Annotated in this window: 17 protein-coding genes; 6 read left to right on the top strand and 11 right to left on the bottom strand. The window is 63.9% G+C overall.

From position 1 onward, the window contains the following. Nucleotides 1–26: 26 nt before the first annotated feature. From GA615_RS19570 to GA615_RS19545, 6 genes are all read left to right on the top strand, one after another. Nucleotides 27–551, top strand: coding sequence for a hypothetical protein (locus GA615_RS19570; RefSeq protein ID WP_152053010.1), 525 nt, complete (start codon nucleotides 27–29; stop codon nucleotides 549–551). Nucleotides 552–867: 316 nt separating this feature from the next. After that, a complete protein-coding gene (locus tag GA615_RS19565; RefSeq protein ID WP_152053009.1) occupies nucleotides 868–1,749 on the top strand; it encodes an SDR family oxidoreductase in 882 nt (293 codons plus the stop codon). 208 nt (nucleotides 1,750–1,957) lie between these two features. After that, nucleotides 1,958–2,203, top strand: a complete 246-nt coding sequence (locus GA615_RS28755; RefSeq protein ID WP_390622245.1) for a DUF3140 domain-containing protein — start codon at nucleotides 1,958–1,960, stop codon at nucleotides 2,201–2,203. Between the two features lie 234 nt (nucleotides 2,204–2,437). Beyond that, nucleotides 2,438–6,412 (top strand): Tex-like N-terminal domain-containing protein, encoded by a 3,975-nt coding sequence (locus tag GA615_RS19555; protein ID WP_152053008.1) that lies wholly within the window; start codon nucleotides 2,438–2,440, stop codon nucleotides 6,410–6,412. Nucleotides 6,413–6,631: 219 nt separating this feature from the next. Then, nucleotides 6,632–7,894: an ABC transporter permease gene (locus tag GA615_RS19550; protein WP_152053007.1), complete on the top strand. Its 1,263-nt coding sequence runs from the start codon at nucleotides 6,632–6,634 to the stop codon at nucleotides 7,892–7,894. A gap of 121 nt (nucleotides 7,895–8,015) precedes the next feature. Then, on the top strand, nucleotides 8,016–8,717 hold the full coding sequence (locus GA615_RS19545; RefSeq protein ID WP_152053006.1) for an ABC transporter ATP-binding protein: 702 nt from the start codon (nucleotides 8,016–8,018) through the stop codon (nucleotides 8,715–8,717). A gap of 71 nt (nucleotides 8,718–8,788) precedes the next feature. Here GA615_RS19545 and GA615_RS19540 read toward each other — a convergent pair whose 3' ends face one another. The 11 genes from GA615_RS19540 to GA615_RS19490 form a co-directional block, all read right to left on the bottom strand. Then, nucleotides 8,789–9,289 carry a cupin domain-containing protein gene (locus tag GA615_RS19540; RefSeq protein WP_152053005.1) on the bottom strand — a complete coding sequence of 167 codons (501 nt, stop codon included), beginning with the start codon at nucleotides 9,287–9,289 and terminating at the stop codon, nucleotides 8,789–8,791. Nucleotides 9,290–9,332: 43 nt separating this feature from the next. Next, nucleotides 9,333–10,322, bottom strand: a complete 990-nt coding sequence (locus tag GA615_RS19535; protein WP_152053004.1) for an NAD(P)H-quinone oxidoreductase — start codon at nucleotides 10,320–10,322, stop codon at nucleotides 9,333–9,335. An 8-nt stretch (nucleotides 10,323–10,330) separates the two neighbouring features. Then, nucleotides 10,331–11,461, bottom strand: a complete 1,131-nt coding sequence (locus GA615_RS19530) for a hypothetical protein (protein ID WP_152053003.1) — start codon at nucleotides 11,459–11,461, stop codon at nucleotides 10,331–10,333. Beyond that, the gene (locus GA615_RS19525) at nucleotides 11,461–11,790 is read right to left on the bottom strand and encodes a tRNA-binding protein (RefSeq protein WP_152053078.1); all 330 of its coding nucleotides are present in this window, start codon (nucleotides 11,788–11,790) and stop codon (nucleotides 11,461–11,463) included. The genes GA615_RS19530 and GA615_RS19525 overlap by 1 nt, the downstream gene beginning before the upstream one ends. Nucleotides 11,791–11,794: 4 nt before the next feature. Beyond that, nucleotides 11,795–13,057: an FG-GAP-like repeat-containing protein gene (locus tag GA615_RS19520; protein ID WP_235905565.1), complete on the bottom strand. Its 1,263-nt coding sequence runs from the start codon at nucleotides 13,055–13,057 to the stop codon at nucleotides 11,795–11,797. A gap of 57 nt (nucleotides 13,058–13,114) precedes the next feature. Beyond that, a complete protein-coding gene (locus GA615_RS19515) occupies nucleotides 13,115–14,512 on the bottom strand; it encodes a neutral/alkaline non-lysosomal ceramidase N-terminal domain-containing protein (RefSeq protein ID WP_161602437.1) in 1,398 nt (465 codons plus the stop codon). Between the two features lie 210 nt (nucleotides 14,513–14,722). Further along, on the bottom strand, nucleotides 14,723–16,894 hold the full coding sequence (locus GA615_RS19510) for a S8 family serine peptidase (protein WP_152053001.1): 2,172 nt from the start codon (nucleotides 16,892–16,894) through the stop codon (nucleotides 14,723–14,725). A 664-nt stretch (nucleotides 16,895–17,558) separates the two neighbouring features. After that, nucleotides 17,559–18,731, bottom strand: a complete 1,173-nt coding sequence (locus tag GA615_RS19505) for a Gfo/Idh/MocA family protein (protein WP_152053000.1) — start codon at nucleotides 18,729–18,731, stop codon at nucleotides 17,559–17,561. A gap of 311 nt (nucleotides 18,732–19,042) precedes the next feature. Further along, nucleotides 19,043–19,546, bottom strand: a complete 504-nt coding sequence (nikR, locus tag GA615_RS19500; RefSeq protein WP_152052999.1) for a nickel-responsive transcriptional regulator NikR — start codon at nucleotides 19,544–19,546, stop codon at nucleotides 19,043–19,045. 40 nt (nucleotides 19,547–19,586) lie between these two features. Then, a complete protein-coding gene (locus tag GA615_RS19495) occupies nucleotides 19,587–20,753 on the bottom strand; it encodes a Gfo/Idh/MocA family protein (RefSeq protein ID WP_152052998.1) in 1,167 nt (388 codons plus the stop codon). Between the two features lie 621 nt (nucleotides 20,754–21,374). After that, a complete protein-coding gene (locus tag GA615_RS19490; RefSeq protein WP_161602436.1) occupies nucleotides 21,375–22,631 on the bottom strand; it encodes a CNNM domain-containing protein in 1,257 nt (418 codons plus the stop codon). Nucleotides 22,632–23,047: the final 416 nt, after the last annotated feature.

The following is a 23,047-nucleotide window of genomic DNA, read 5'->3' as shown; positions in this document are numbered from 1 at the left end:
AACCCTTCGCACGGAGGCGAAAGCGTATGAAATCGTACGTCAAGATACCGCTGGCGGTCCTGGTGGCCCTCACCTTGCTGCCATCGTTGACGCGTGCCCAGGCCGACGGCCCAGCGGTCCCTGACGTCCGGGAACGCAGCGGCTTGTTCACCCGAATCGTCCCGATCGAGCCGAATCTCCCGGTCGACCCGAAGCGAGATACCTTCTTCAACTCGAAGTGGATGCCCCGGAACCCGAAATTCTGGGGACGCGGGCCCAACTCCTGGAAAGACGGTGGTCTGTATGGCCGGGTCTTGCCCGCGGGTTGCACGACCTGCCGGACACCTTACTTCCGCGGCGTGACCGGCTCTCAGGCCGTCGATGCAACCTGTCAACCGTTTAACCACGTGGAACGGGTGTTCGGCAACTTCGTCAAGCCGTTCAAGCCGGTTGATGTTTATTATTCCGGCGGCTGCTATGTGCCGGTCTACGACCTCGACCCGATGGTTCCTGGTCCCGGCTGGTTCCCCTGGTGGGTCCCCGATTTCGCGAACAAGCACATCGGCGGCTGAGTGTGCCAGGACGACGCTCCTTCGGGACCTGTTCGTTGAGCGGGTGTAGATCGCTTCCTCCCGAATACGGAGGATGAGGGTCTACACCCGTCTTTGCGTTGATGCGAATGGCCTCGTCCGCTCCTTCCATCGAGAACTCAGGTCGAGACATCTTTGGATTTCGGAACACGGCTTGCACAATCATTTCCTTCGCAACTTGGCGGGATGGCCGTACGCGGCATCGCCGCGAGTCTTGAGGTTTGCGACTGGATCGCGCCTCCCCATTCTCACGTGCTGCCAACAACTGAGCCGAGACACCCAGAGAGCAACACCAACGATGGCATCCAAGACACCCTTGAAGGAACCAGCCCCGCCCTTTGCGCCTCAGAGCCAGAGTCCTCCCGGACTTGATGCCGAGATGAACCCTCGGCCCAGGCACTCGGCAGAGCAGTACAAAGCCGCGGGAAAGCTGACCGATCAGGTCGCCCTCATTACCGGCGGCGATTCCGGCATCGGAGCGGCAGTGGCCATCCTCTTCGCAAAAGAAGGGACTGATGTGGCGATCGTCTACCTTCCCGAGGAACAACGAGACGCCGACCATGTCCGTCAGCACGTCGAGCAAATCGGTCGGCGCTGCCTCTGCATCCCCGGTGATCTGAAAGACTCGTCATTCTGCAAGGATGCCGTCGAGCAAACCGTCCGAGCGTTTGGCAAGCTCGACATCCTCGTCAATAACGCTGCCTATATGCCCAAACGGGCGACGTTCGACGAGATTACCGACGACGATCTCGACAAGGTTTTCCGAACCAACGTCTATTCCTTCTTTTATATGGTCCGGGCTGCCTTGTCGCACCTCAAACCAGGCGCGGCGATCATCAACACGGGATCGGTTGCCGGCATGCAAGGTTCCAAGGGGATTCTCGACTACTCGGCCAGCAAGGCCGCCATCCACGCCTTCACCAAGGCGCTGGCTCAGATGCTCGTTGACCGGCAGATCCGTGTGAACTGCGTTGCCCCCGGTCCTGTCTGGACCCCCTTGAATGCCTCGGCTCGCGGGGCCGACGAGATGGCCGAATACGGCGGCAATGTGCCGATGGGACGCCCCGGCCAACCCGAGGAAATGGCTCCCGCCTTCGTCTACTTCGCCTCGAACCCCGATAGCAGCTACGTCACCGGCGAAGTCCTTTCGCTTTACGGTGGCGTCACTCAGGCCGGGTAATCGGCTTGCCGCTCCGGGGGTGTGCCTGCCGTCCGGCCCGGTTTGCCTTGATGGGGGGGCGGTCGGCATGCCCTGAGAATCCGTTGGTGTCGTCCTCATTTCGCCTGCCTGTTGAGGGACGACCCCATTGGCCAACCCGATCGGGGCGCGAGCCGAACACCACCGGAGCATAGGTCGAGCGGAAACGATCGAACGCTTCAAGGAGCACGTGAATCTGACCGCTCCGCAACTCGAACGGTGGCTGCACACCGACGAATCCCGGTCCTCCGGTCGCCGTCGACCTGGGGTTTCCGAATCCATCGACCACGAATCCGGCCGGAAAATCGTGATCGTGCTTCGACAAAACGCACGTGAAACCGATGAAAACGACCTCAATCACATGCGAAACGTGGTCGGTGACATCAAACGTCATCTCCGTCAACGCCCCGACGGCGACGGGACCGGGGCACGCTAGTGTCATTCGCTCATGAACTGGAGCCATGATCCGCTGAAGACGTAAATGGGCGGAAACCGCCTGTGGCGCTTGACATCGGACAGTCTCTTCCTCTAAGGTGCAGCCTCCATCGCCGCGCACAGGCCAGGCTGCGCGCCGCATGTTCATGTTCGACCCGGGCGCCCCGACCCTGTCGATCGGCCCCGCGCCCGAGGGTCTCCGCCGTCCCCGCGTGCTTGCCAGGTGGTCGCTCCCATGGACACCCCGATTCCCGTCGATCTGGGCCGGATTGCACAAGATCTGCAAATCCGGCGTCTTCAGGTCGAAAGTGTTGTTCAGTTGCTCGACGAGGGCAACACCGTCCCCTTCATCACCCGGTACCGGAAAGAAAAAACCGGGAACCTGGAGGAGACGGCCATTCGCGAGATCCAGCGTCGGGTCGCGCGACTCCGGGAACTGGCCGAACGCAAGCAGACCGTGCTGCGCTCGATCGAAGCCCAGGGGCGTCTCACGGAGGAACTGGCCGAGGCCATCAAGCGCGCCGATACGCCACAGCGCCTCGAAGACCTCTACCTGCCCTTCAAGCCCAAGAAGCGCACCAAGGCCGGCGATGCCCGCGAGAAAGGGCTCGAACCGCTGGCTCTGCGCATCTGGAACCGTGATGAAACCCTGCTCGACCTCCGCGCCGCCGCCGAGGCCTACGTCGATCCCTCCAAGGGGGTCGATTCCGTCGATCAGGTCATCGAAGGGGTCGGGCACATCCTGGCCGAGTCGATTAGTGAACTTGCCAACGTCCGCGATGCCGTCCGTCGCGTCGTCTGGCGCCTCGGCCGGGTCGTGACCCGCAAGGCCGACAATCTGCCCGAGGGGCAGGGGACGAAATACGCCGACTACTTCGAATACTCCGAGCCGGTCGGGCAGGTTCCTCCTCACCGCGTCCTGGCCATCAATCGCGGTGACAAGGAAGGCCCCTTGAAGGTCAAGATCGAGGTCCCCCGCGAGGACCTGGAACGGACCATCCGCGCCCAGCTCCCGCTCGAAGATCACCCCCAGTCCGAGGCCTTCACCAACGCTGCGATCGACGCCCTCGATCGCCTGCTCATGCCCAGCCTCGAACGGGAAGTGCGCCGCGAATTGACCGAACGGGCCGAGCAGCATGCCGTCGAGGTCTTTGCCCGCAACCTGCGCAGCCTCTTGCTCCAACCGCCCATTCCCAAGCAGACGGTCCTGGCTCTCGACCCCGGCTTCCGAACCGGATGCAAGGTCGTCGTGCTCGACCCGCTGGGCACCGTCAAGGAGCACGGGGTCATCTTCCTCATGCCCGCTCATCGTCGGGCCGAAGGCAAGCGCTACCTCAAGGATCTCGTCGCCCGCCACCAGGTCGAGGTCATCGCCATCGGCAACGGCACCGCCAGCCGAGAAACCGAGGAACTGATCGTCGAGGTGCTCGAAGAGGGAACCCGATTCCACGAGATGGCCCTGCGAGGCGAGGAATACATCCCCCCGCCGCCTGACGTCCAGGACCTTCCCCCGCTCCAGGCCCCCGAAACCTTCGGTTCGGGCCTCGTCGAGCAAGGTGCGGCGAACCCCGAAGCCACCCCCTCGGCCTCTGGCACCGATACCGAAGCCGCTCCCACTGCCGAGGCAGAGTCTTCACCGACCGCCGCTTCGGACCTGCCGGCCGAGGAGCGCCCTGCCGCGCCGATCGCCGGTGAGGTTCCCGAAAGCCCCCAGCCCACGTCCCCCGGTCCTGCTCCCGAGCTTCCGCACCCCTCGGTTTCGGAGGCTTCGTCTTCCGAGTCCGACACCACCACCTCCGCTCCGGCCGACGGTAATCCTCCGGCCCCTCTCTCCGCTGAGGCGACCCTGGCCGATGGATCGAACACGAGTGGCAACTCCGAGCCCCAGTCCGGAGACTCAACCGCCGAAGCCCTCCCCCCGATCCGTGGTGGTGCTCCGACCGACGACGAACCCCAGCCCGATGCCGTGCCTCCGGCTCAGGCCGAAGGGGACTCCCACTCCCCCGAGCATCACGCCGAACAGGCCGCCCAGGCGGTCAACGATCGCGTCCCTCCCGCAGAGGGCCCCGAAGCCTCGCAGTCCTTCTCTGGTTTCGCCGGCACCGATTCCCCGGCTGCCGGAACTGATGATTTCGCTCCTGCTTCCACCGAGGCTCAAAGCACCACTTCCTCGATCGAAGGCCAAGGCCCCAGCGATGCCGGAGCACTGACCGACGCTCCTGCCGGTGCTCCCACGGAACCCTCCGCTGAGCCTGAGACGACCGCAACTCCCGTTGCCGACACGTCACCGACCGAACCGGCACTCGATCACGTTCCCCAACCCGAGGCCGAGGTCGCCCACGCCGAACTCGGCGGCGGTGAGATCGAAGCGGCTCCGCTCCCCTCCGAAGCTCCCGATGCATCTGCGGCTCCCTCCGCCGAGGCGACCGAAGGCCAGGCCGCCGAAGGGGCCGCTGCCTCGGCCGTGGTCGATCTGACCAAGCCCCCCGTCGGCATGACCGGCAAGCCCAAGGGGCAGCAACCCTCCGGCAAGAAGCAGCGCGACCGCGACCAGCGGCCCAAGCCCAAGGGGCCGCCCCCTCCGCCGATGCCCCACCCGGCCGACCCGATCCTCGCCCGCCTCTCTTATGTCATCGTCAACGAGGCTGGTGCCAGCGTTTACTCGGCCAGCCCCGTGGGCAAGGAAGAGTTTCCGAACTACGACGCCACCACCCGAGGCACCGTCTCCATCGGCCGGCGGCTCCAGGACCCCCTGGCCGAACTGGTCAAGATCGAGCCTCAGAATATCGGCGTCGGACTCTATCAGCACGATGTGGGCACCAAGCAGCTCAAGGAATCGCTCGAATCAGTCATCGAGAGCTGCGTCAACTACGTCGGTGTCGATCTCAACTCCGCCAGCATTCCCTTGTTGCGGCACGTCTCCGGTCTGAATTCGCTGACCGCTCGCCGGCTCGTCGAATACCGGAGCCAGCACGGGCCGTTTGCTCGCCGAGATCAGATCCTGCAGGTCGAAGGGATCGGCGACGCCACCTTCACCCAGGCCGCTGGCTTCCTCAAGATTCTCGAAGGGGAACACCCGCTCGACCGTACCTGGGTCCACCCCGAAAGCTATCCGGCCGCCGAGAAACTGCTAGCCCGCCTCGGCTTCGAGCTCTCCGCCTTGCTCGACAAGGAACGGCTCGCCGCCCTCCAGGCTCAGTTGCTCGAACTGAAGGACAAGCCCGAGGAACTCGCCGCCCTCGCGCAGGAACTCGAACTCGGCGAGCCCACGCTTGTCGACATCCTTGAGGCCCTCGCCCGCCCCGGTCGCGACCCTCGTGAAGACCTGCCCAAGCCCGTCTTCAAGAAGGGCTTCCTGAAGCTCGAAGATCTCCAGCCCGGCATGGAGCTCCGCGGAACTGTCCTGAATGTCGTCGACTTCGGCGCCTTCGTGGACATCGGCCTCAAGGACTCCGGCCTCGTTCATATCAGTCAGCTTGCGAACCGCTACGTCAAGAGCCCGCACGACGTGGTGAGCGTGGGCGACGTGGTCACCGTCTGGGTGCTCAGCGTCGACCAGGACCGCAAGAAGGTCTCGCTCACAATGGTTCCTCCCGGCACCGAACGCCCGAAAGGCCGTGGCCACGGCGACGGTGCCGAGGGCGAAGGCCGCCCCCCTCGCGGTCGCGGCCGTGGTCGAGGTCCCGGACGTTCTCACGAAGGCCAGGGGGCGGCTCCCGAGGGAGCTACTCCCCCCGCCGATACCGGTGGCGAACGGCGTCCCGGCTCCGGCCGTGTTCCTGGCCCTCCCATGCGAGCCCAGCAAGGCCAGCGCGGTCGCGGTGGCCCCGGTGGTCGGGGTGGACCAGGTGGAGGTGGCGGCCGATTCGGTCGGGGCGGCTCCGGAGGCGGACGCGGTGGCCCCGGTGGCGGTCGATCCGATCAAGGAGGCCCGCCCCCCCCTCGTCCGACCACTCCTCGCAAGCCGGCTCCTCCTCCCGAGCCGCTCTCGCAGGATGCCATCAAGGGCTCCGTTCCCCTCCGCTCGTTCGGTCAGCTCGCTCAACTCTGGAAGGCCCGAGTCGAGGATGAGCCCACGGAGCAGGGGGGAGAGGCCCAGCCCAACCCCTCGTCACCGCCTCAGGGCGAGTCATCGAGCGCGTCACCCGATCAGGGGGCGCCGCCCACCCCTCCCTCGGACGCCACCGAGGACCCCAAGCCGGCCGAGTGAGTCTTGCCCCTCTCCCCGCCGAGCCCGAGCGATCGCCTTGCTCTCCCTTCACGAGATCGAGGCGATCACTCGGGCCGACCAGAGAGACAACCCTTGGCCCACCTCGCCCCGCGCCTAGAATCAATCAAAGCCATGGGCCGAATCGTCTGAAACTTCCCATCATTCGATCGGTCCCCACTCACCCGTGTCTCGCACCTTGGAGAGCGACCGGTCCCCACCATGTGGCGATTCGCCTGGAAAAACCTGCTTACCCGCCCCCTGCGGACGATCCTGGCCCTCATCGGCCTCTCGATCCCGATCGTCGGCGTACTCGGACTCTACAGCGTCTCCGGGGGCTTGAAAAATCTGGTGGATGATACCCTCAAGCAGATCCAGGGGGTCATCGTCCTACGAGAAAATGCTCCCAGTCCGGTCTTCAGCAGTCTTGAAGCGGATTATGTCGAGCGAATCGCGCAGATTCCCCATGTTCGGAGTGTTGCGCCTGAAGTCTGGGGTATCCCCCCCTCGATCGAAGGCTCAAGCCTGATTGCCAAGGCCGCCGCCAATGAACTGGTCGGCCGCCTCCGCGGCGAGTCCCGCGAGCAGCGCATGCAAGGCATGTTCGATGCGATCGTCCTTTCCGGCCAGGACATTCCCAGCCATGAAGGGCTCAACACCGCCGTGTTCGCCAAGGCCATGCTCCCTCCCGAGGAAGGAGGAGGGCGATTCCTGGAACGCCGCGACATCAACGAAAACCGCGTTGTCATCAGCCGCAAGATCGCCAAGGATCTGGCCAATCCTGATGGCACTCCCAAGCAAGTCGGTCAGACCCTGACCATCGGCTCCGGTGACGAGGCCGAGGCCTTCGAGATCATCGGGATTTACGACACCGGCTCGATGTTCCTCGACGTGGTCATCATCACCGATATCAATGTGGCCCGTCGCATCCTCAAGGAACCCGAATCCAAGATTTCCTGCATCTATGTCGAGGCCGACGACCCCCGCCGCATGGAGGAGGTTTCCGAGGCCATCGAGGCTGAGATTCCCAACATCGACGCCCGCAACATGGACGAATTCTCTGAGAATTTCACCCGCCTTCTTGGTGATCTCGACACGTTCTTGCTCATGATTGTCAGCCTGGCCTTGCTCGTGGGCGTTGTGGGCATTGTCAACACCATGCTGATGAGCACCACCGAACGCTTTGCAGAGTTCGGCGTCCTCCGCACCAACGGCTGGTCCCGTGGCGACGTCCTGCTGCTCGTCACCGCCGAAAGTGCCTATCTCGGCCTCTGGGCCGGCCTGATCGGCTGCGGCCTGACGCTGGGGCTCGTCGCCATCGGCAACCAGTTTATCGGCGGCGGCCTGCAACTGATCATCGGTCCCGGTTTGATCGCCTTCGGTCTCGCCCTCTCGGTGGTCATGGGGGTCCTCGGCGGCCTTTACCCTGCCTGGCGGGCCTCCCGGCTCGTCCCGATGGATGCCATCCGGCTGGGTGGACACTGATGACTCGGCTCCTCGGCGATTCGGCGATCCGACCACATCTCCGCCGCTCCTCGTGTGACCCGATGCGTTTCCTGTTTGGCCCCGTTGCCTCCCGCTTCATGCTCCGACCGAGGCCCCCGCGATGATCGACGTGATCGACGTCACGAAAACCTACCGCCGCGGCGATCAACGCGTGGACGCCCTGCGCGGCGTGACCTGCCACATTCCCCGAGGGTCCTGTGCCTTCATCGTCGGCCCTTCCGGATCGGGCAAAAGCACCCTGCTTTATCTGCTCGGTGCCCTGGATCGTCCTGGAAGTGGTGCTATCCAGATCGAAGGCGCTGACCTGACGGCGATGTCCGAAACCGAACTCAACCTCTACCGCCGCGACCACATCGGCTTCATCTTCCAGTCTTTCAATCTCATCAATAATCTCACGGCTCTGGAAAACGTCCTCATTCCCTTCCTCCCCCGCGGAATCACCGCCGAGCAACGATCCCGGGCCGAATCGCTTCTCGCGGATGTCGGACTTGGCGACCGGATGCACCATCGCCCCCGGCAACTCTCCGGCGGCGAGCAGCAGCGCGTGGCGATCGCCCGCGCGCTCATCAAGAATCCCGTTCTTGTCCTCGCCGACGAGCCGACCGGTGAACTCGACTCCAAGACCGGCGACGAGATCTACCGCATCCTCCGCCGCCTCCAGGCCGAACAAGACACCACGCTTGTCGTCGTCACCCACGACCGCCGCTTTATCCGCCCCGACGACATCGTTCTCGAAATCCAGGACGGACTCCTTCTCACCGACGACCAGCCCAAGGCCGACTCCCTCGCCCAGGCTCATTGAATCACGCTGCCAGCCGATCATTTTCCTGCCGGGTCGGAATGACTTGTCGCAGGTCCCTGAGCGAGCGCCGATCAGCGCGTGAGACGGCGGATCAGATGCGCGTGTTGCGGAAACTCCCGCGTCAACACCTCCCGATCAGCCAGTTCGAAATCCTCAAAGTCAAATCCCGGCGCCACGGTGCAACCGACCAGGGCGTACCCTCCCGGCTCATCCACCGAGGCCCCGAACCACGATCCCCCCGTCACCACCGCCTGCGGCTCCTGCCCGGACTCCAGGTCAAGCCCGACTCGGTGCGGCCGGTACTCCCCGTCGGGTTCGATCACATGCACGGTCAACGCTGAACCGGCATGAAAATTCCAGACCTCGTCCGATTTCATCCGATGAAGTGATGAAAAAGATTCGAAGGTGAGCAGAAAATAAATCGACGTGGATGTCGATCGCGGCCCCGCGAACCGTCCCCCGACCGCCCCGGCTTCGATCACGTCCAGAGCGCGATACGTCTCGCGGAAATATCCACCCTCGGGATGCGGTTGCAATCCCAGACGATCAATCCAGTACGCGGCATCCTTCATCAATTATGACCTTTGCGAAAAAGTGCTTGGGAATGCGTGGGCGTCAACCGTCGATCGTCACCACGACCTTCCCGAATCCCTGGTTCGACTCCAGATGTTCGGCCGCCTTCCGAATCTGATCGATTGGGAACACTGCATCCACAATTGGCCGCACCAACCCGCGATTGAGCCAGGGAACCACCCGATCGGCAAACCGCCGCGTGGCGGCGATTTTTTCCTCGATGGGGCGTGCCCGAAGCGTCGTCCCAACAATCCTCGCCCGTTTGTTGAGTAACGCCAGGAGGTCAACCTCCGCCTTCCTCCCGCCAAGCAAGCCGACCACCACCAGCCGCCCCCTTCGGGCCAGGGCATCGAGATTTTTTCCGAGATACGCAGCGCCGATATGATCAATGATCACAGGCACGCCGTTGCCTCCTGTCCGATCGCAAACCACCGTTGCGAAATCCTCGTTCGACGTGTCGATCCCCACGTCAAGCCCATACGCTTTCGCTCGCTCCAGTTTCCTCGCGGTTCGGGCTGTCCCGAACGTCTGGCAACCCATCGCATGCGCCAGTTGCACCGCGGCTGATCCCACGCCGCCCCCTACGGCATGAATCAAGACCGCTTCACCCGGGCATAATCCCGCCTGCTGATCGAGCGCATCAAACGCCGTTAGGAAGACCTCGGGCACGGCTGCGGCGCTTGGCCAGTCGAGTCCGGCTGGGATTGGCACGGCCATTCGTTCCGGAAGGCAGACGTACTCCGCAAGTCCTCCGCCTCCGACGATCCCGAACACCCGATCCCCCGGCTTCAGAGGGCCGATCGCATCCGGTCCCTTCGCCTCGACCTCTCCCGCGAACTCCAACCCCGGAATCTCCGTCGGTTCGCCCGGGGGAGGGGGGTAGAGCCCTCGGCTCTGCATCGTGTCGGCGCGGTTCAGGCCCGCGGCCCGGACACGGACCAGGACCCGGTCTCCCCGGACCTCGGGCCGGGGGACCTCCCGAACCTCTAACGCCTCGGGGCCTCCGGTCCGAGCGATGACGACGGCTCGCATGGATACCCTCAAAGTTTCAGGTAGATCTCGTTCTTTTCCAGGTGGCGCACCAGCACGTACGTGATCGCGAACGCAACGCCAAACCCCGCTGCCGCGTACCAGCCTGGCGCGTCGCGCGGCACATACGGCTTGACCGCCGCAAAGACGATTCCGTGCAGAATGTAGACCGCCAGCGCGTTGCGCCCGAACGTCCGAAACAGTGGTACGTGCATCGTCCCCAAGTCGCACAGCACCACGAAGAGCGCGAACACCGCCATCGAGAACCCGGCCGCGAAGACCAGATAACTGACGCTCCCGCTCCGCTGGCTCATTGTCCAAAGGTTCGTCTCGATCTCCGGCGGGAAGAACGGGGCCGCCGCCCAGCCGATCGCCGGCTCGCCGTCGGTCCCTTCCACGCCTCCCAGACTCGAAAGGCCATAGCCAATCGCCATCAAGAGCATCCCCCACCCGAGCATCGGCCCCAGTGCCTTTCGAGGCCCCCGAGCGGCCATCAGGTCATACGCAATCGATCCCATGATCATCGGCGCCGTCCAGCTCAGGAACCCGAGCTGTCCACCGTCGATCACCGGCCGCTCCATGGCCCACTCGAAGAAAAAGAGGTGAGACAGCCAGAGGTGCAACGCAGCCGATCCCACCGTGTACGCCAGCCGTACCCCTGTCCCAGCGGCGATGACCGGCATGATCCAGATCGAGGTGAGCGCAATATGAGTGAGCGTCTGGAACCAGCTTCGCTGGAATGCCGTGGCGAAAAACCCGGAAATTCCAAGATCCTTCAACTCCTCCCACGACTTTACGCTGCCGTCGAGTGAATAGATCAAGAAAGCAATGAGCATTAATCCCAGGCACCGCGCAAACACATGGCCATAGGCCGCCCGTTTCCCTTCACGTTGCAGCCGCTTCAATAGGGTGAGCCGATAGGCGTACCCGACCGCAAAGAAGAATTGCGGCATGATCGTGTCGGCATAGCTGCAATAGGTGTTGTGATGCTTCAACACGGGCAGGGTTTCGGCAATCCAGGCATAGCTGCCGAGAAAGTTGACCACGAGCATCCCAGCCACGGTGTACCCGCGGAACTGGTCGAGTGAAGCGATCCTCTTCGCGGGGGGAGTGGTGCCGACCTGAACCTTCGCCGTCGCCATCAGTGAATTCTCCCGCCCGGCGGAACGTCGTCATCGACACCGAGCAACACCGTCTTGCCTTCGGCGTCCGCGACGCCAAGCACCAGCACGTCGGACCGAAACCCTGCGACCCGCTTCGATCCCAGGTTGACCGCCGCGACGACGAGGCGGCCAACGAGGGTTTCCGTCCGGTATCGGGCTGTCAGCTGGGCGCTCGATGCCTTCTCACCAAGCGGCCCGAAATCAATCCAGAGACAATAGGCCGGTGTCCGAGCCTTCGGGTTCGGCTTGGCCCGAACGACCCGGCCGACGCGCAGGTCAAGCGCCCCGAAGGCTTCCATCGGGTCGATCATCTCAGCGATCGTCTCCCGCGTCTTCGGCCGGGCGGTTCCAGTAGATGCGGACATTGTGCGTGGCCCGGCCCCCGGCGATGAGGTCTGGTCGGCCGTCGCCGTCCAGGTCGGCTGCGATCGCATCTTCCACCGCCACGCCTCCCACGTCGATCGCGTGCCGATCAAACTGGATCGGCTCCGAGCCCGGCACCGGGTCGTAGACGTACAATCCGGGGGCAGCCGGGTTGGCCGCCCCTTCCGGATTCGGGTCGCGGTGACCGATGATCAACTCCTGATCATCGTCGCCGTCCAGGTCGATGGTCCACACCGCGTGTCCCCAGGCCAGGGGTTCATCAATCACGATTCGGTGCCAGAACTCGCCGTCGCATTCGGGCTTCGTGTAAACCGCGGCCTGAAAGCCATGCCAGGGTTCGACCGTCGCGATGTAGTCTCGACCGTCGGCCAGCCTGCCGACCTTCACCTCGCTGGCCCCCTTATGCGGTGCCGATTCCTGGTTGCCGGTCCCGAGCTTTTTCGTGCTCCATTCGTCCCCTTCGCGGTCGAGTCGGAAGACCCCTTCCCATGCCGCGACCACCAGTTCGTCCCGGCCGTCCTTGTCCCAGTCGAGTCCGACAAAGCCGTGCGTCGTGTGCAACGCGTCGCTGGCCACCTCGACCGGCCAGGAGTCGTTCATCGGGTCATCGGGGATCGAATACACCAGAATGCGAACGCCATTGCCTTCTCCCCAGTTGGGGCCGGAGGTCCCTCGCCCCTGGAGCGGCAAGACGATCAGCTCGGGCATCCCTTCGCCGTCCACATTGGCCCATCGCATCCGGTGAACGGTCGGTTCCTGACCGATCGGGATGAGGGTCCAGTCCTCCAGTGAATCCTGACGCGCCCAGTAGAGCGTGCCTCCCCCTTCGGTGTCGGTCGGCCTCCAGTCGGCCCCGAGAGCAAAGTCGAGGTCGCCGTCGCCGTCGATGTCGAGCGGGGCGAAGCAGACGTTGTCCCGCCTCGTCTCGGCCGCGGTCTGGGTGGCCCCTTTCAAAATGTCGTGCCGCTCCCACGTCGGGTTCTCGTACCAGACGATCGCGTCTTCGGTCAGGGCGCAAACGTCCCCCTTGCCGTCGCCGTTCACATCGGCCACCGTGAGCGAATAAACAACATTGCCGGCGTGCGGATCAATCTCCTGCATGTCGAACCGGGGGAACGGCTCATCGGCCGAGCCGGTCGCGGAGATCATCAGCAGGAAGACCAGGGCAGAACAGGGGAGCATTTGTCGCATGAGAAACTCTCGATCAATCGCGGGTCGTCCGATCCGGGGAGGCGGCTCGATCGTCCGTCACCGACCCCGGGCCTTGGCCACGGCTTCGCGGACACCGTCCATCACGCGATGCTCGACATCCTCGGCAAAGGGGGTCGGGAACGTCGAATAGTAGAACGCATCCCCCCCTTCGTAGCCACCCTCTCGCAGCACTCGAAGCGAGGGAACGTAACCAAACACATCATCCGCGTACCCGACGACCCAGAGCGGCCGATCCGCCTCGGCCAGTTCCTCCTGCATGCGGATCGCGTAGTCCACCACGACCTCACCGCCGAGCGTCACCATCGTTAGGTCGCCCAGGGCGAAGGCGTGGATCGGGTAGGGGTGCTCGGACACGATCGGTTTGCCGGCGTCGAGGTCCTCAATCATCCGCTTCGCATGGGCGGCTCGAGGGCCGCCGTCGTCGAGGCGCGCTTCGTACGATTCACGATCGGTCGGCCCGGCAAACTGGAGCTTCGGCTCGACCAGTGCCGTCCCGATCGAACCGGAAAGGGGCCGCAACTCGGAATCAAGCACCGCTCCGACCGCGTCTGCCAGGCTCCTCCCGTGCTGACGGGCCAGTTCAACGGTCCCTCGGGGGGCCGGATTGGAGTCGGCCCCGCAGCCGGTCAGGAACAGAGAGACCGCGCCAGGCCGATCGGCCTCGATTCCTTCCTGGGCGAACCCGGCGTAATCGCCGCAAACCTGGAGCATGTCGCCGCCGAGGGTCGTGCAGTGGCAGGCGTACCCGAAAACGACGGCAATCGGCTCGCCGTCCTCTCCGGTCACATCAAGGACCGGCACCGAATGATCGACCGGGCCGTCGGGGTTGTAGCCGATCTTGAAGCCGGTGGCCGTCGGTTCGCGACGGTTCATGGCAAACTCACATGATCCCACGCAAAAACCTGCCGAGGCTGGTCGCAACGATTCCAGGGCCTTGCCGACGATCTCCACGATCGACCCCTCCAGCCGCTTCGTCCACTCGCGGTTCGGCTCCATCGCCTCGTCATCAATGCCATAGGCTCGGGCTCGGCCGTCCGTATCGCTCGGCAACGGGGCGCAGTGCGTGTGAGACGAGACAAGGGTCAACGCCTCCTTGGGCAGGCCGTACGCTTCGGAAACCAGGCTGGCCACGCGATTGAACAGGGGACGCTTCACGCCCACGAGGTCGAGCGCAACGAGCACCACCGTTTCCCCCTCGGCATCTCGCAAGGCCAATGCCTTGGCGAAGATCGGGGCGAGGACCCCGTTCGACGGCTCCTTCCTCGCCGCGTAACCTGCGAGCCAGACGGGACCATCGGGGGTGATCTCCGCCGTCGCCACGCCGGCCGACCAGCCCGAGCGGACCTCTACCGCTCGGGTGTCGGAGGCTGCAAGCATCAGCCCGATGAGGCTCATGAAACCGATGGCCGTCGCTGACCGAATCTGCATTCGCATCGTGGCTGAATCCTCGGGTCGTCTTGAGCTGCGCTGATTCCACCAGGTGGTTGCCCAGCATGATCGATTCGAGGTCCTCATGCCACGAAAAAATCGGCCGGCGATCGCTCCTTCGATCGAGGGCGATCACCGGCCGGTCCCGCCGTTTCGAGATGAGGCAACGGACCCCGAATCATTCGTGAGCGAGAGGGAGCCGTCCCTCGTCTCCGATCATCCTCGGCCCAGCAGTTGAGCCCAGTGGACCACGCCGAAATCCGATTTCAACTCAGCGATCGAGGCGGTTCTCCCCAGGTCCGAGCGATACCAGGCAGCCACCTTCGTCAGGGCCGCTTCCTCGATCGATTGGACCGACTGCACGAAGGTTCGTACGTCCCAGAACCCAGATTGCATCTCCAGGGCCGCTTCCTGGCGGGTTGCCGTGTTGGGATCGCGGCCGAGCAGGGCCCGATAGACCGCCGTGATCACGGCCTCGGTCGATCCGCCGTATCGATGCACGAACTCCGGTGCGCTCAAGATGGTCGCGCGGACCACGTCGGGACGGGTTCCCCCGCTGAGCATTTTCGCCCAGCTCACCACGCCAGGATCAGCCATCAGGGCCGGGATCGACGCCGACCTCCCCAGATCCGATTGATACCAGCCAGCCACCAGGCGGAGATTTGCCTCGTACGACGACGTGATTCCCAGCGCCACGTCGATCCGCGAAACCCCCGATCGAAGCTTCGAGGCCCAGTGTTCCAGCCCGCTCGGTTCCGGCTGACGTCCGAGCACGAGTTGATAGAGCCTCGTCAGATACGATTCCGGCGTGGCTCCGGCATTGAGGTAAAATTCCTCCGACGAAATCAAGGTCGCCCGCAGCAACGCATCCGTCGCCGGCCCCGCCACCGGCACCGGATAGAGCGGCAGCGGATCAATTAGCGTTGATTCAGGAGGTGCCGGCGTGGGTGTTGGTGTTGGGGTTGGTGTTGGGGTTGGTGTTGGGGTTGGGGTTGGTGTTGGGGTTGGGGTTGGCGTTGGTGTCGGAGTCGGAGTCGGGGTGGGCCTTGGAGCCGGTGTCGGAGGTAATGACGTTACGGCGGCGTACGCATCCACCAGACCTCCCGAGGCGACCTTGCCTGCCAGGCTCGGTAAGGGGCGAGCCGAGGCGATGACTTGCTGGGCGAGCTGGGCCGCAGTCAGATGAGGGAACATCGAGGCCACCAGCGCCACCGTTCCGCTCACGTGCGGAGCTGCCATCGAGGTCCCGGAATACAACGCATAACCGTCTGGTACGGTGCTGTAGATTCGATCGCCGGGGGCCGCGACATCCACGGTCTGGCTCCCGAAATTCGAGAAGGACGCCAGTTGCCCCGACTGGTCAATCGCCGCCACGGTGATCGTGTGCTCATCACGAAGATTCGCCGGGTAGCTCGGGCGGACGTCGTTGTTCACGCTTTCGTTGCCTGCGGCCGTAACGAAGACCGTCCCGAGCCGTCCCGTTGCCGGATCAGCCTGGCCGACGCTCCGGATCGCGTCGTTCAGGGCCTGTGAGTAGCTGGGGCCTCCCCAACTTGCGTTGATCACCCGAGCGCCCTGCGCTGCGGCATAGAAGATCGCCGAAACGGCGTTCGAGGTCCTCCCACTCCCATTCGCATCGAGGACCTTCAACGGCATGATCTTCGTGTCCCAGGCCACCCCGGTCACGCCGATCCCGTTGTTGAAGTCCGCGGCAATCGTCCCCGAGACGTGCGTCCCGTGTCCGTTGTCGTCCATCACGTTCGACGTGTTGCTCACAAAGTTCCAGCCGTTGACGTCATCGACGAGGCCGTTGCCATCGTTATCGACCCCGTCGGGGCGCTCGCCGGGGTTCACCCACAACCGCCCGGCGAGATCCGGATGATTCAGGTCGATGCCGGAATCGAGCACCGCCACCACCACCGAATTTCCCCCACCCGCCACCGCCCATGCTTCCGGCGCATTGATTCCCGACCCCGAACCATTGTCGAGGCCCCAGAGCGCGCCGAACGATGGGTCATTCGGAATCATCTCGACCGCCGCCGGACGGTCGAACACCTCATCAGGCTCGGCATAAACGACCCAGGGCCGGCCATTCAGCCGACCAATCGCGGCATCGCGCGCCACCTCGGTCGGCAATTGCACCAGCGAGGGACCATTCGGGAACGTTTGCACGACCCGTGCTCCCAAGGACCGGTACACCCGCTGAACCGCTGCCGGATTCACGCCATCGGCGATCCGGACCAGCATCGACCGAGACGCCTCCACCGACGCGGCCACCACCGGAGGATCAACCAGGGCGGTGGACCAGTTCTGGGTGCTGAGGAGTGCTCGAACTTCCAGCGCCTCAACCCTCGGCGCGCATCGCGAGCGAGAAGCCGTTCGTGGCATGACTGTTCAATCCCAGGTGTGCAATCAATGGTGCTGTCGCGTTGGAATCGCGGCGTCCTTGACGCGTCCCAGGGCACTTGGTTCCGAGAGAGCGGATCGCGAGGGAGCGAATCCGTCAGTCCCGAGTCGATTCACGAACTCCTGAAGCGGAAACGACCACGCAGAACGGGCTGGTCTCAGTGATCCCCACCCGGGCGATTCAGAAATCTCCAGGCTCGTTCACTGGTCCAACCAACCATAGGTTCCACTTGCGGTCGGTGCAATCGAACCATCCGCGAGTTTCCCAATTTCCTGCTCCGACGATCGGATTTCAGGAATCACTTGGTTTGGGTAGAATGCTTAATATCCGCAAAGTGGGAAGAATAGCAACCCCTCTCCATTGAAATCCTCCATTTTTACTAGACTTCCCAAAATCTCATTGGTTCTCAGTTGCCCGATTTTCCCGTACGGTCGATCGTCCGAGGGGACGAAACGAATCGAGCGCGTCCGAGATCCGTCGAGCGGAGGGCTTAAGGGTTCGTCCCTCGCACTCACACTCCCTGAACACACGAAGGACAGGCCCCTAAAGCGGTAGGAGCCTGTCCTTCGTGTGCAAGACACCAGAACGATTCGGCGATCGCGGACGATCTCCGGGACCTACGATCAGCCAGGGACCAACGCCGGCTCAGTCGCTCACCGCCTCCCAGCTTCCGGCCTTGGCGCTTCGGGCGATTGCCTCGCAGAGCTGCACTTCGTAATGGCCGTCGGCGAACGTTGGGAACGGAGCCGGCCCGGCCGAGCCGCCGGCGATCCACCCGTAGAATGAGAGCGCGAGCTGCTTGAAGGCGTCCGGGAAGCCTTCCGCATGGCCGCCGGGGTAATGCGAGATTGCCTCGGCCGACGGGTCCATGATCGACGGATCGCGCTCGAACAGCTCGCTCGATCGACCTCGACGGCCGATCCACATGCGGTTCGGCGTCTCACTATCCCAGACGATTGACCCCTCGGTCCCCGAGATCTCCAGCGACAGGCGGTTCTTCCGACCGGCCTGGCACTGGGTGACGTGATAGACCCCGCGGACTCCTCCCGTCCAGTGCATCACGACCGCGCCATAGTCTTCGGTCAGAATCTTGACGGGCTCGGTCGCGCGTTCGGCTGCGGCCGATCCGGTGAACGTCTCCGATCCGCCAACCGGCTTGCGGCGTTCGGGGTGGAAGATGGCCAGGTCGGCCATGACCCGCTCGATCTTCAGGCCGCTGACGAACTGGGCCAGGTCCATCCAGTGCGTGCCGATGTCCGACACCGCCCGCAGGTTGGTCGCCCCGTCGGGCTCGACCCGCCAGTTGTAGTCGGTCGGCTGCAAGAGCCAATCCTGTGTGTACGAACCGGTGATCGAGAGAATCTGCCCCAGATCTCCCCGAGCAATCCGCGCCTTGATCTCGTGGCAAAGTGGATAAAACCGCACGTTGTAGTTCACACCGGCGGCCTGCCTCGGCCGATCGGCGGCGGCCTTCGCCAGCTCTCCCGTCTCGGCCGAGGTGAGCGCCAGCGGCTTTTCGCAAAGCACGTGCTTGCCCGCCTGAAGGGCCGCCATTGCCTGCTCGTAATGCACAAAGTTCGGCGACGCAATATGCACCGAGCCGATCTCCGGATCAGCCATCAGCTCATCCAGATCGGTGAAGACCTTCGGGATGCCCAGCCGATCGGCCGTCCGCTTCCCCAGCTCAGGGTTGATCTCCAGCACTCCGGCAACCGGGACGCCAATCCGACGGAGCGTCTCGCAGTGAACCGGCCCGATGAACCCACCGCCGATCAAGGCGACTTTTGGCGCATCTTTCAGATAAATTGGGGCACCCATGACCACTTGCTCCAGAAACCTCGGACCCCGAACGCGGCTCGCTGGCCCCCGGCCCGATTCGATCAACACATCTGCCCACGGCTCGCACGGGGCCTTGGGCCGCCGCCGCGGGAGGTTTTTTCGTGCGGCATCGCGCCGCCCGTCCCATTCTCGACACCTTAGCCGACCGCTCGCCCACCGCCTAGGCCCCGCCACTCCTTCACCGCTCGATTGAATGGATGTTTCACAATCACTGAATACCACACGGCCATGCGCCTTTTCGCTCCCCGACGATCCACCGTCCGGAGCGCATCAATCCCAGGCCCCTTTGCTCATTCGACCGGCGGCGCATCCTCTCCATGCCCATGCCCATGCCCATGCCCATGCCCATGCCCATGCCCTTGCCCTTGTTCCGAATCGACGATCGCCGCGGCCGGTGCCAGCACCAGGCGTCCCGTCTCGACCCCCTTGGTCCCGATCAGGGCGTCGGCCATCTCGCGGACCAGGCGAACCGACCCTCGCAGCAAGATCACTTCCAGGCATCGGTGATGGTCAAGATGCACATGAGTCGTTGTCACGACATGATCGAAATGCTGATGCTGGAGCTCGTTCAGGCGATCGGCAATGCCGCTCTTGTGGTGGTCGTAAACGAGCGTCAAGACCCCCATTGTCTCGGCGTCGTCCTGTGCCACCACGTCCTGAATCAAGGCCGCGCGCATCAGGCCGCGCACCGCTTCCGATCGGTTCGGATAGCGGTGCTCTTCTCGGTAGCGATCGAACTTCTCCAGCAGGTCGCCACCAATGGCGACACTGAAGCGCACGAGCGGTTCTTTCATTCAATCACCTGTGCCCGCGTCGAACAGAGGGCTCGGGGAATCATTCCACCGGCTCAACGTCGACCCACGCCCCATCTTGCTGCCCGCTCTTGACGGCCGCCTCGATGAAGGCCATGCCCGCGACACCGTCGGCAATGCCCGGCAGGTGCATGTGCTCAGGCGCATCCTCACCCAGCTTCGCCCGAATCTGCCATTCAAGGCAGCGGTGCAGGTTGGCCAGCGCCTCGTGGAAGCCTTCGGGGTGTCCTTCGGGAACCCGGATGAAGGGGGTGATCGTCGAGGGGAAATACGTGTACATGCCGCCGAGCCGATAAATCTGCACCGGCTCGCCGCCGCGGTAATACTTCAGGTTATTGTGGTCGGTGATCGACCATTCCAGCGTCCCCTGGGTACCGACGATCCGAAAGCCGTTATCGTTCTGGGCGCCGATCGTCACCTGGCTGGCGGTAATGGTGGCGATTCCGCCATTGTTCAACTCGGCCAGCACGGTGAAGTCGTCGTCGAGCGCGCGGCCGGGCACGAACGTCTTGAGCCTTGCCTGCACCTTCGTGGCGGTCAGACCGGCGACGAAACGGACGAATTCATACGCATGCGTGCCGATATCGCCGCCGCAGCCCGAGGCCCCCGACTTCGTCGGATCGACCCGCCACGACGCCTGCTTCTGCCCGGCCGCATCGGCCGTACCCTCACGATTGATCGCCAGCCACCCCTGGGGATACCAGGCTTCGACTTTCCGCACCTCGCCCACCTTGCCGTCGGCCACCATCGCCCGGGCCATCATCACCATCGGGAAGGCCGTGTACGTGTAGGCCACGACGAACGGCACACCGCTCGCCTTGACCGCCTGATGCAATCGCCTCGCCTCGTCGAGGTTCATCACCAGGGGCTTTTCGCAAAGCACCCCCATTCCGGCCTTCGCCGCCGCCTCGGCCGGGCCGAAGTGCGCGTCGTTCGGCGTAACGATCGTCACGTAATCGATGCCGTCGTCTCGCTTCGATTCCTCGGCGATCATCGTCTGCCAGTCGCCGTAGCCTCGGGTGAAGTGCAGCTCCTTGGCCGAGGCAATCGCCTCCTCCGGGTTCGACCGCAGAGCGCCGGCCGTCAGCTCGGCCGAGTTGTCGATCAGGATCCCCCGGCGGTGCGGTCCTCCGAAGAAGTTCGCCGGGCCACCGCCCCCCACCATCCCCACGCGCAGCTTGCGACCCATGTTCGGCACCCTTTCGTCGGTCGATCGGTCGGTCGATCGTCGGATCGAATCGAATTGGTTCGGAGCAACGGAGCGTTGTAGAGGATGGCAGCCCCGGGACCTCTCGAGGCCCAATCACCGGTCGGTCCCGCTCGCTCGCGCCGCAACACGAGGCTCGACCGGCACGGGTCGGACGCGACGAGGCCCAATGCCTCTGCCGATGATGGCGCTAGGACCACCCACCGGCGTTGTCGGGGCGACCTCAGGACCGGCCTCTTGGTTTTCCCCAAGATCCGCCTGACCTCCGGAACGCTCTGGAAGTTCGAGAGTGACCTTCCCCACCGGCGAAGGCCCGGCAATTGGCCCCCGCGAACAGGCCAATCTAGGGCCGCTTCGAGCCGATCGCAAGGCCCCGCCGCGCCGGCAATGGCTGGCCTTGGGCAATTCCATCGTGACCTTCCCGACCTGTCGTCTACGACCGAGGCAAAACCCCGCCGCGTGCTGCCCATCGATTCCCAGGAGGCTGTCCTCCGGGGCTTTCCGCATCTCCCGGCGGCCTTGGTTGACCTCCTTGGTCCCCGAGCCGACACTCCTCGGCCGCCCCGTAACGTCGTTGCCCCGAGCCGTTATCCCCGATGCCAATCACGGGGTCGTGCGATCTTCGGTGGTGTCGGACTGAACCAGCACCTCGAAGACCTGTCCCCGACGAATCCGACGGACAGCGAAGTGCAAGCCCCCTTCGCGGTACGTCTCGCCGGGCCGGGGCGGATGACTGAGCCGTTGCGCCAGCCAGTTCGAGACCGTGACCTCGGAGTCCGAGAGCGTCTTGCCCAGACGATCCCCCAATTCTCCCACGGTCACACCGCCGCCGACGACCCATGCCCCGTCCCCCCGAGCCTGGATCATCCGGGGCATGCTGACCACCGGATACTCGTCCTCCAACTCGCCAACGAGTTCCTCGATGATGTCCTCCAGCGTAATGAGGCCCAGCGTCTTGCCGCCGTCGTCTCGGACAATGGCGATATGGACATGCTGCTCCACATACACCTTCAGCAGATCCGAGGCCTGTTCCTCCGGGCTGGTGACGTGCATCGGCCGGATAATCTCGCGCAGGCTTCCGACTTCGTACCCGCTCCGGGAATGCGTGATGAGATCCTTGAAGTTGACGTAGCCGATCACACGATCGACGTCGCTTTCCTCGCAGACGGGAAACCGGGTATGCGGGGTCGCCTGGGCCACCCCGATCGCCTCGTCGACCGTTTGTTCGGTCGACAGGAAGGCGACATCCTCGACCGGAATCATCAGATGTTCCACGCGCTTCGTCGTCAGCCGGGTGGTTTCCTTGATGATCCGTTCCTGGTGCGAGCCGATCAGATTCGACAGCCTGGCCAGCCCCGCCAGTGCCGCGATTTCCTCGATCGTGGCGTCGGGCTTCCCCTTCTCGCGTCGGGGCTGGAAGGGTCGATTGATGAAGTGGATCAGCCAGAGGATCGGCGAGAGTACCTTGATCAGGATCGCAAGCGGTTGGGCGATCCAGGGAGCGAGCTGCCGGTTATAACGCACTCCCATGGTCTTGGGCAGGATCTCGGTGAACTGTAGCATCAAGAAGGTGAACAGGATGGAGAAGTAGATGATGCCTCCCTCACCGAACTGTTCTTCGAATTCGGCTCCGGCGATTGTCGCTCCGATGGTGTGGGCCGCAGTGTTCAGGATCAGAATGACGGCGATGGGTCGTTGCACATCGGCCTTGAAGCGCCGCCACAGCTCACCCGAGGCCGGATGACGCTGCGCGACCTCGCCGACCTGGCTGGGTGTCAGGCTCAGCAGCGAAGCCTCCAGCAGCGAGCAGAGTGCAGAAATCGAGAGGGCCGCGACCACGCTCACAATCAAGACGATCATCCGAGAATTCCCCAACCCGGCGCCGTCTGGAGTCGCCGAGGCTCGTGGTGTCGAGAGCTTGTCCCCAGGTGCCCCAGGGCGATGTGAAAGAAACGCCAGTTTCGAGTCTGTTCTGGCACAACGCAAGCCGAGCCCTTTTTGGACCTTTCCAGGAGGGGTGGCTGGTAGAACTCGTTGGTTCGCAATGGATTCCGGGCCGACAATTGGCGGTGTCTGCCAAAGGATCATCTCGTCGCGCGCCGTCAGCCCCTTGGCGTCTTTCCAGAAACGCCCCCAACTCAAACCAGGGAAGTCTCTATAAAGTCGTGCCCCGGCGACCGCTGGCGTTGGTCCATTCCATCGGTAAGATCAAAGGGTGCCGTCTGAGGCCGAGGTGATGGTGCCTCAACTCACTCGTCTGACTGCCCGACCTGGGA

Source organism: Tautonia marina, assembly GCF_009177065.1.
Taxonomy (GTDB): domain Bacteria; phylum Planctomycetota; class Planctomycetia; order Isosphaerales; family Isosphaeraceae; genus Tautonia; species Tautonia marina.
Note: the sequence above shows the minus strand (reverse complement) of the source record. Positions and strands in the feature narration are given on the sequence as shown.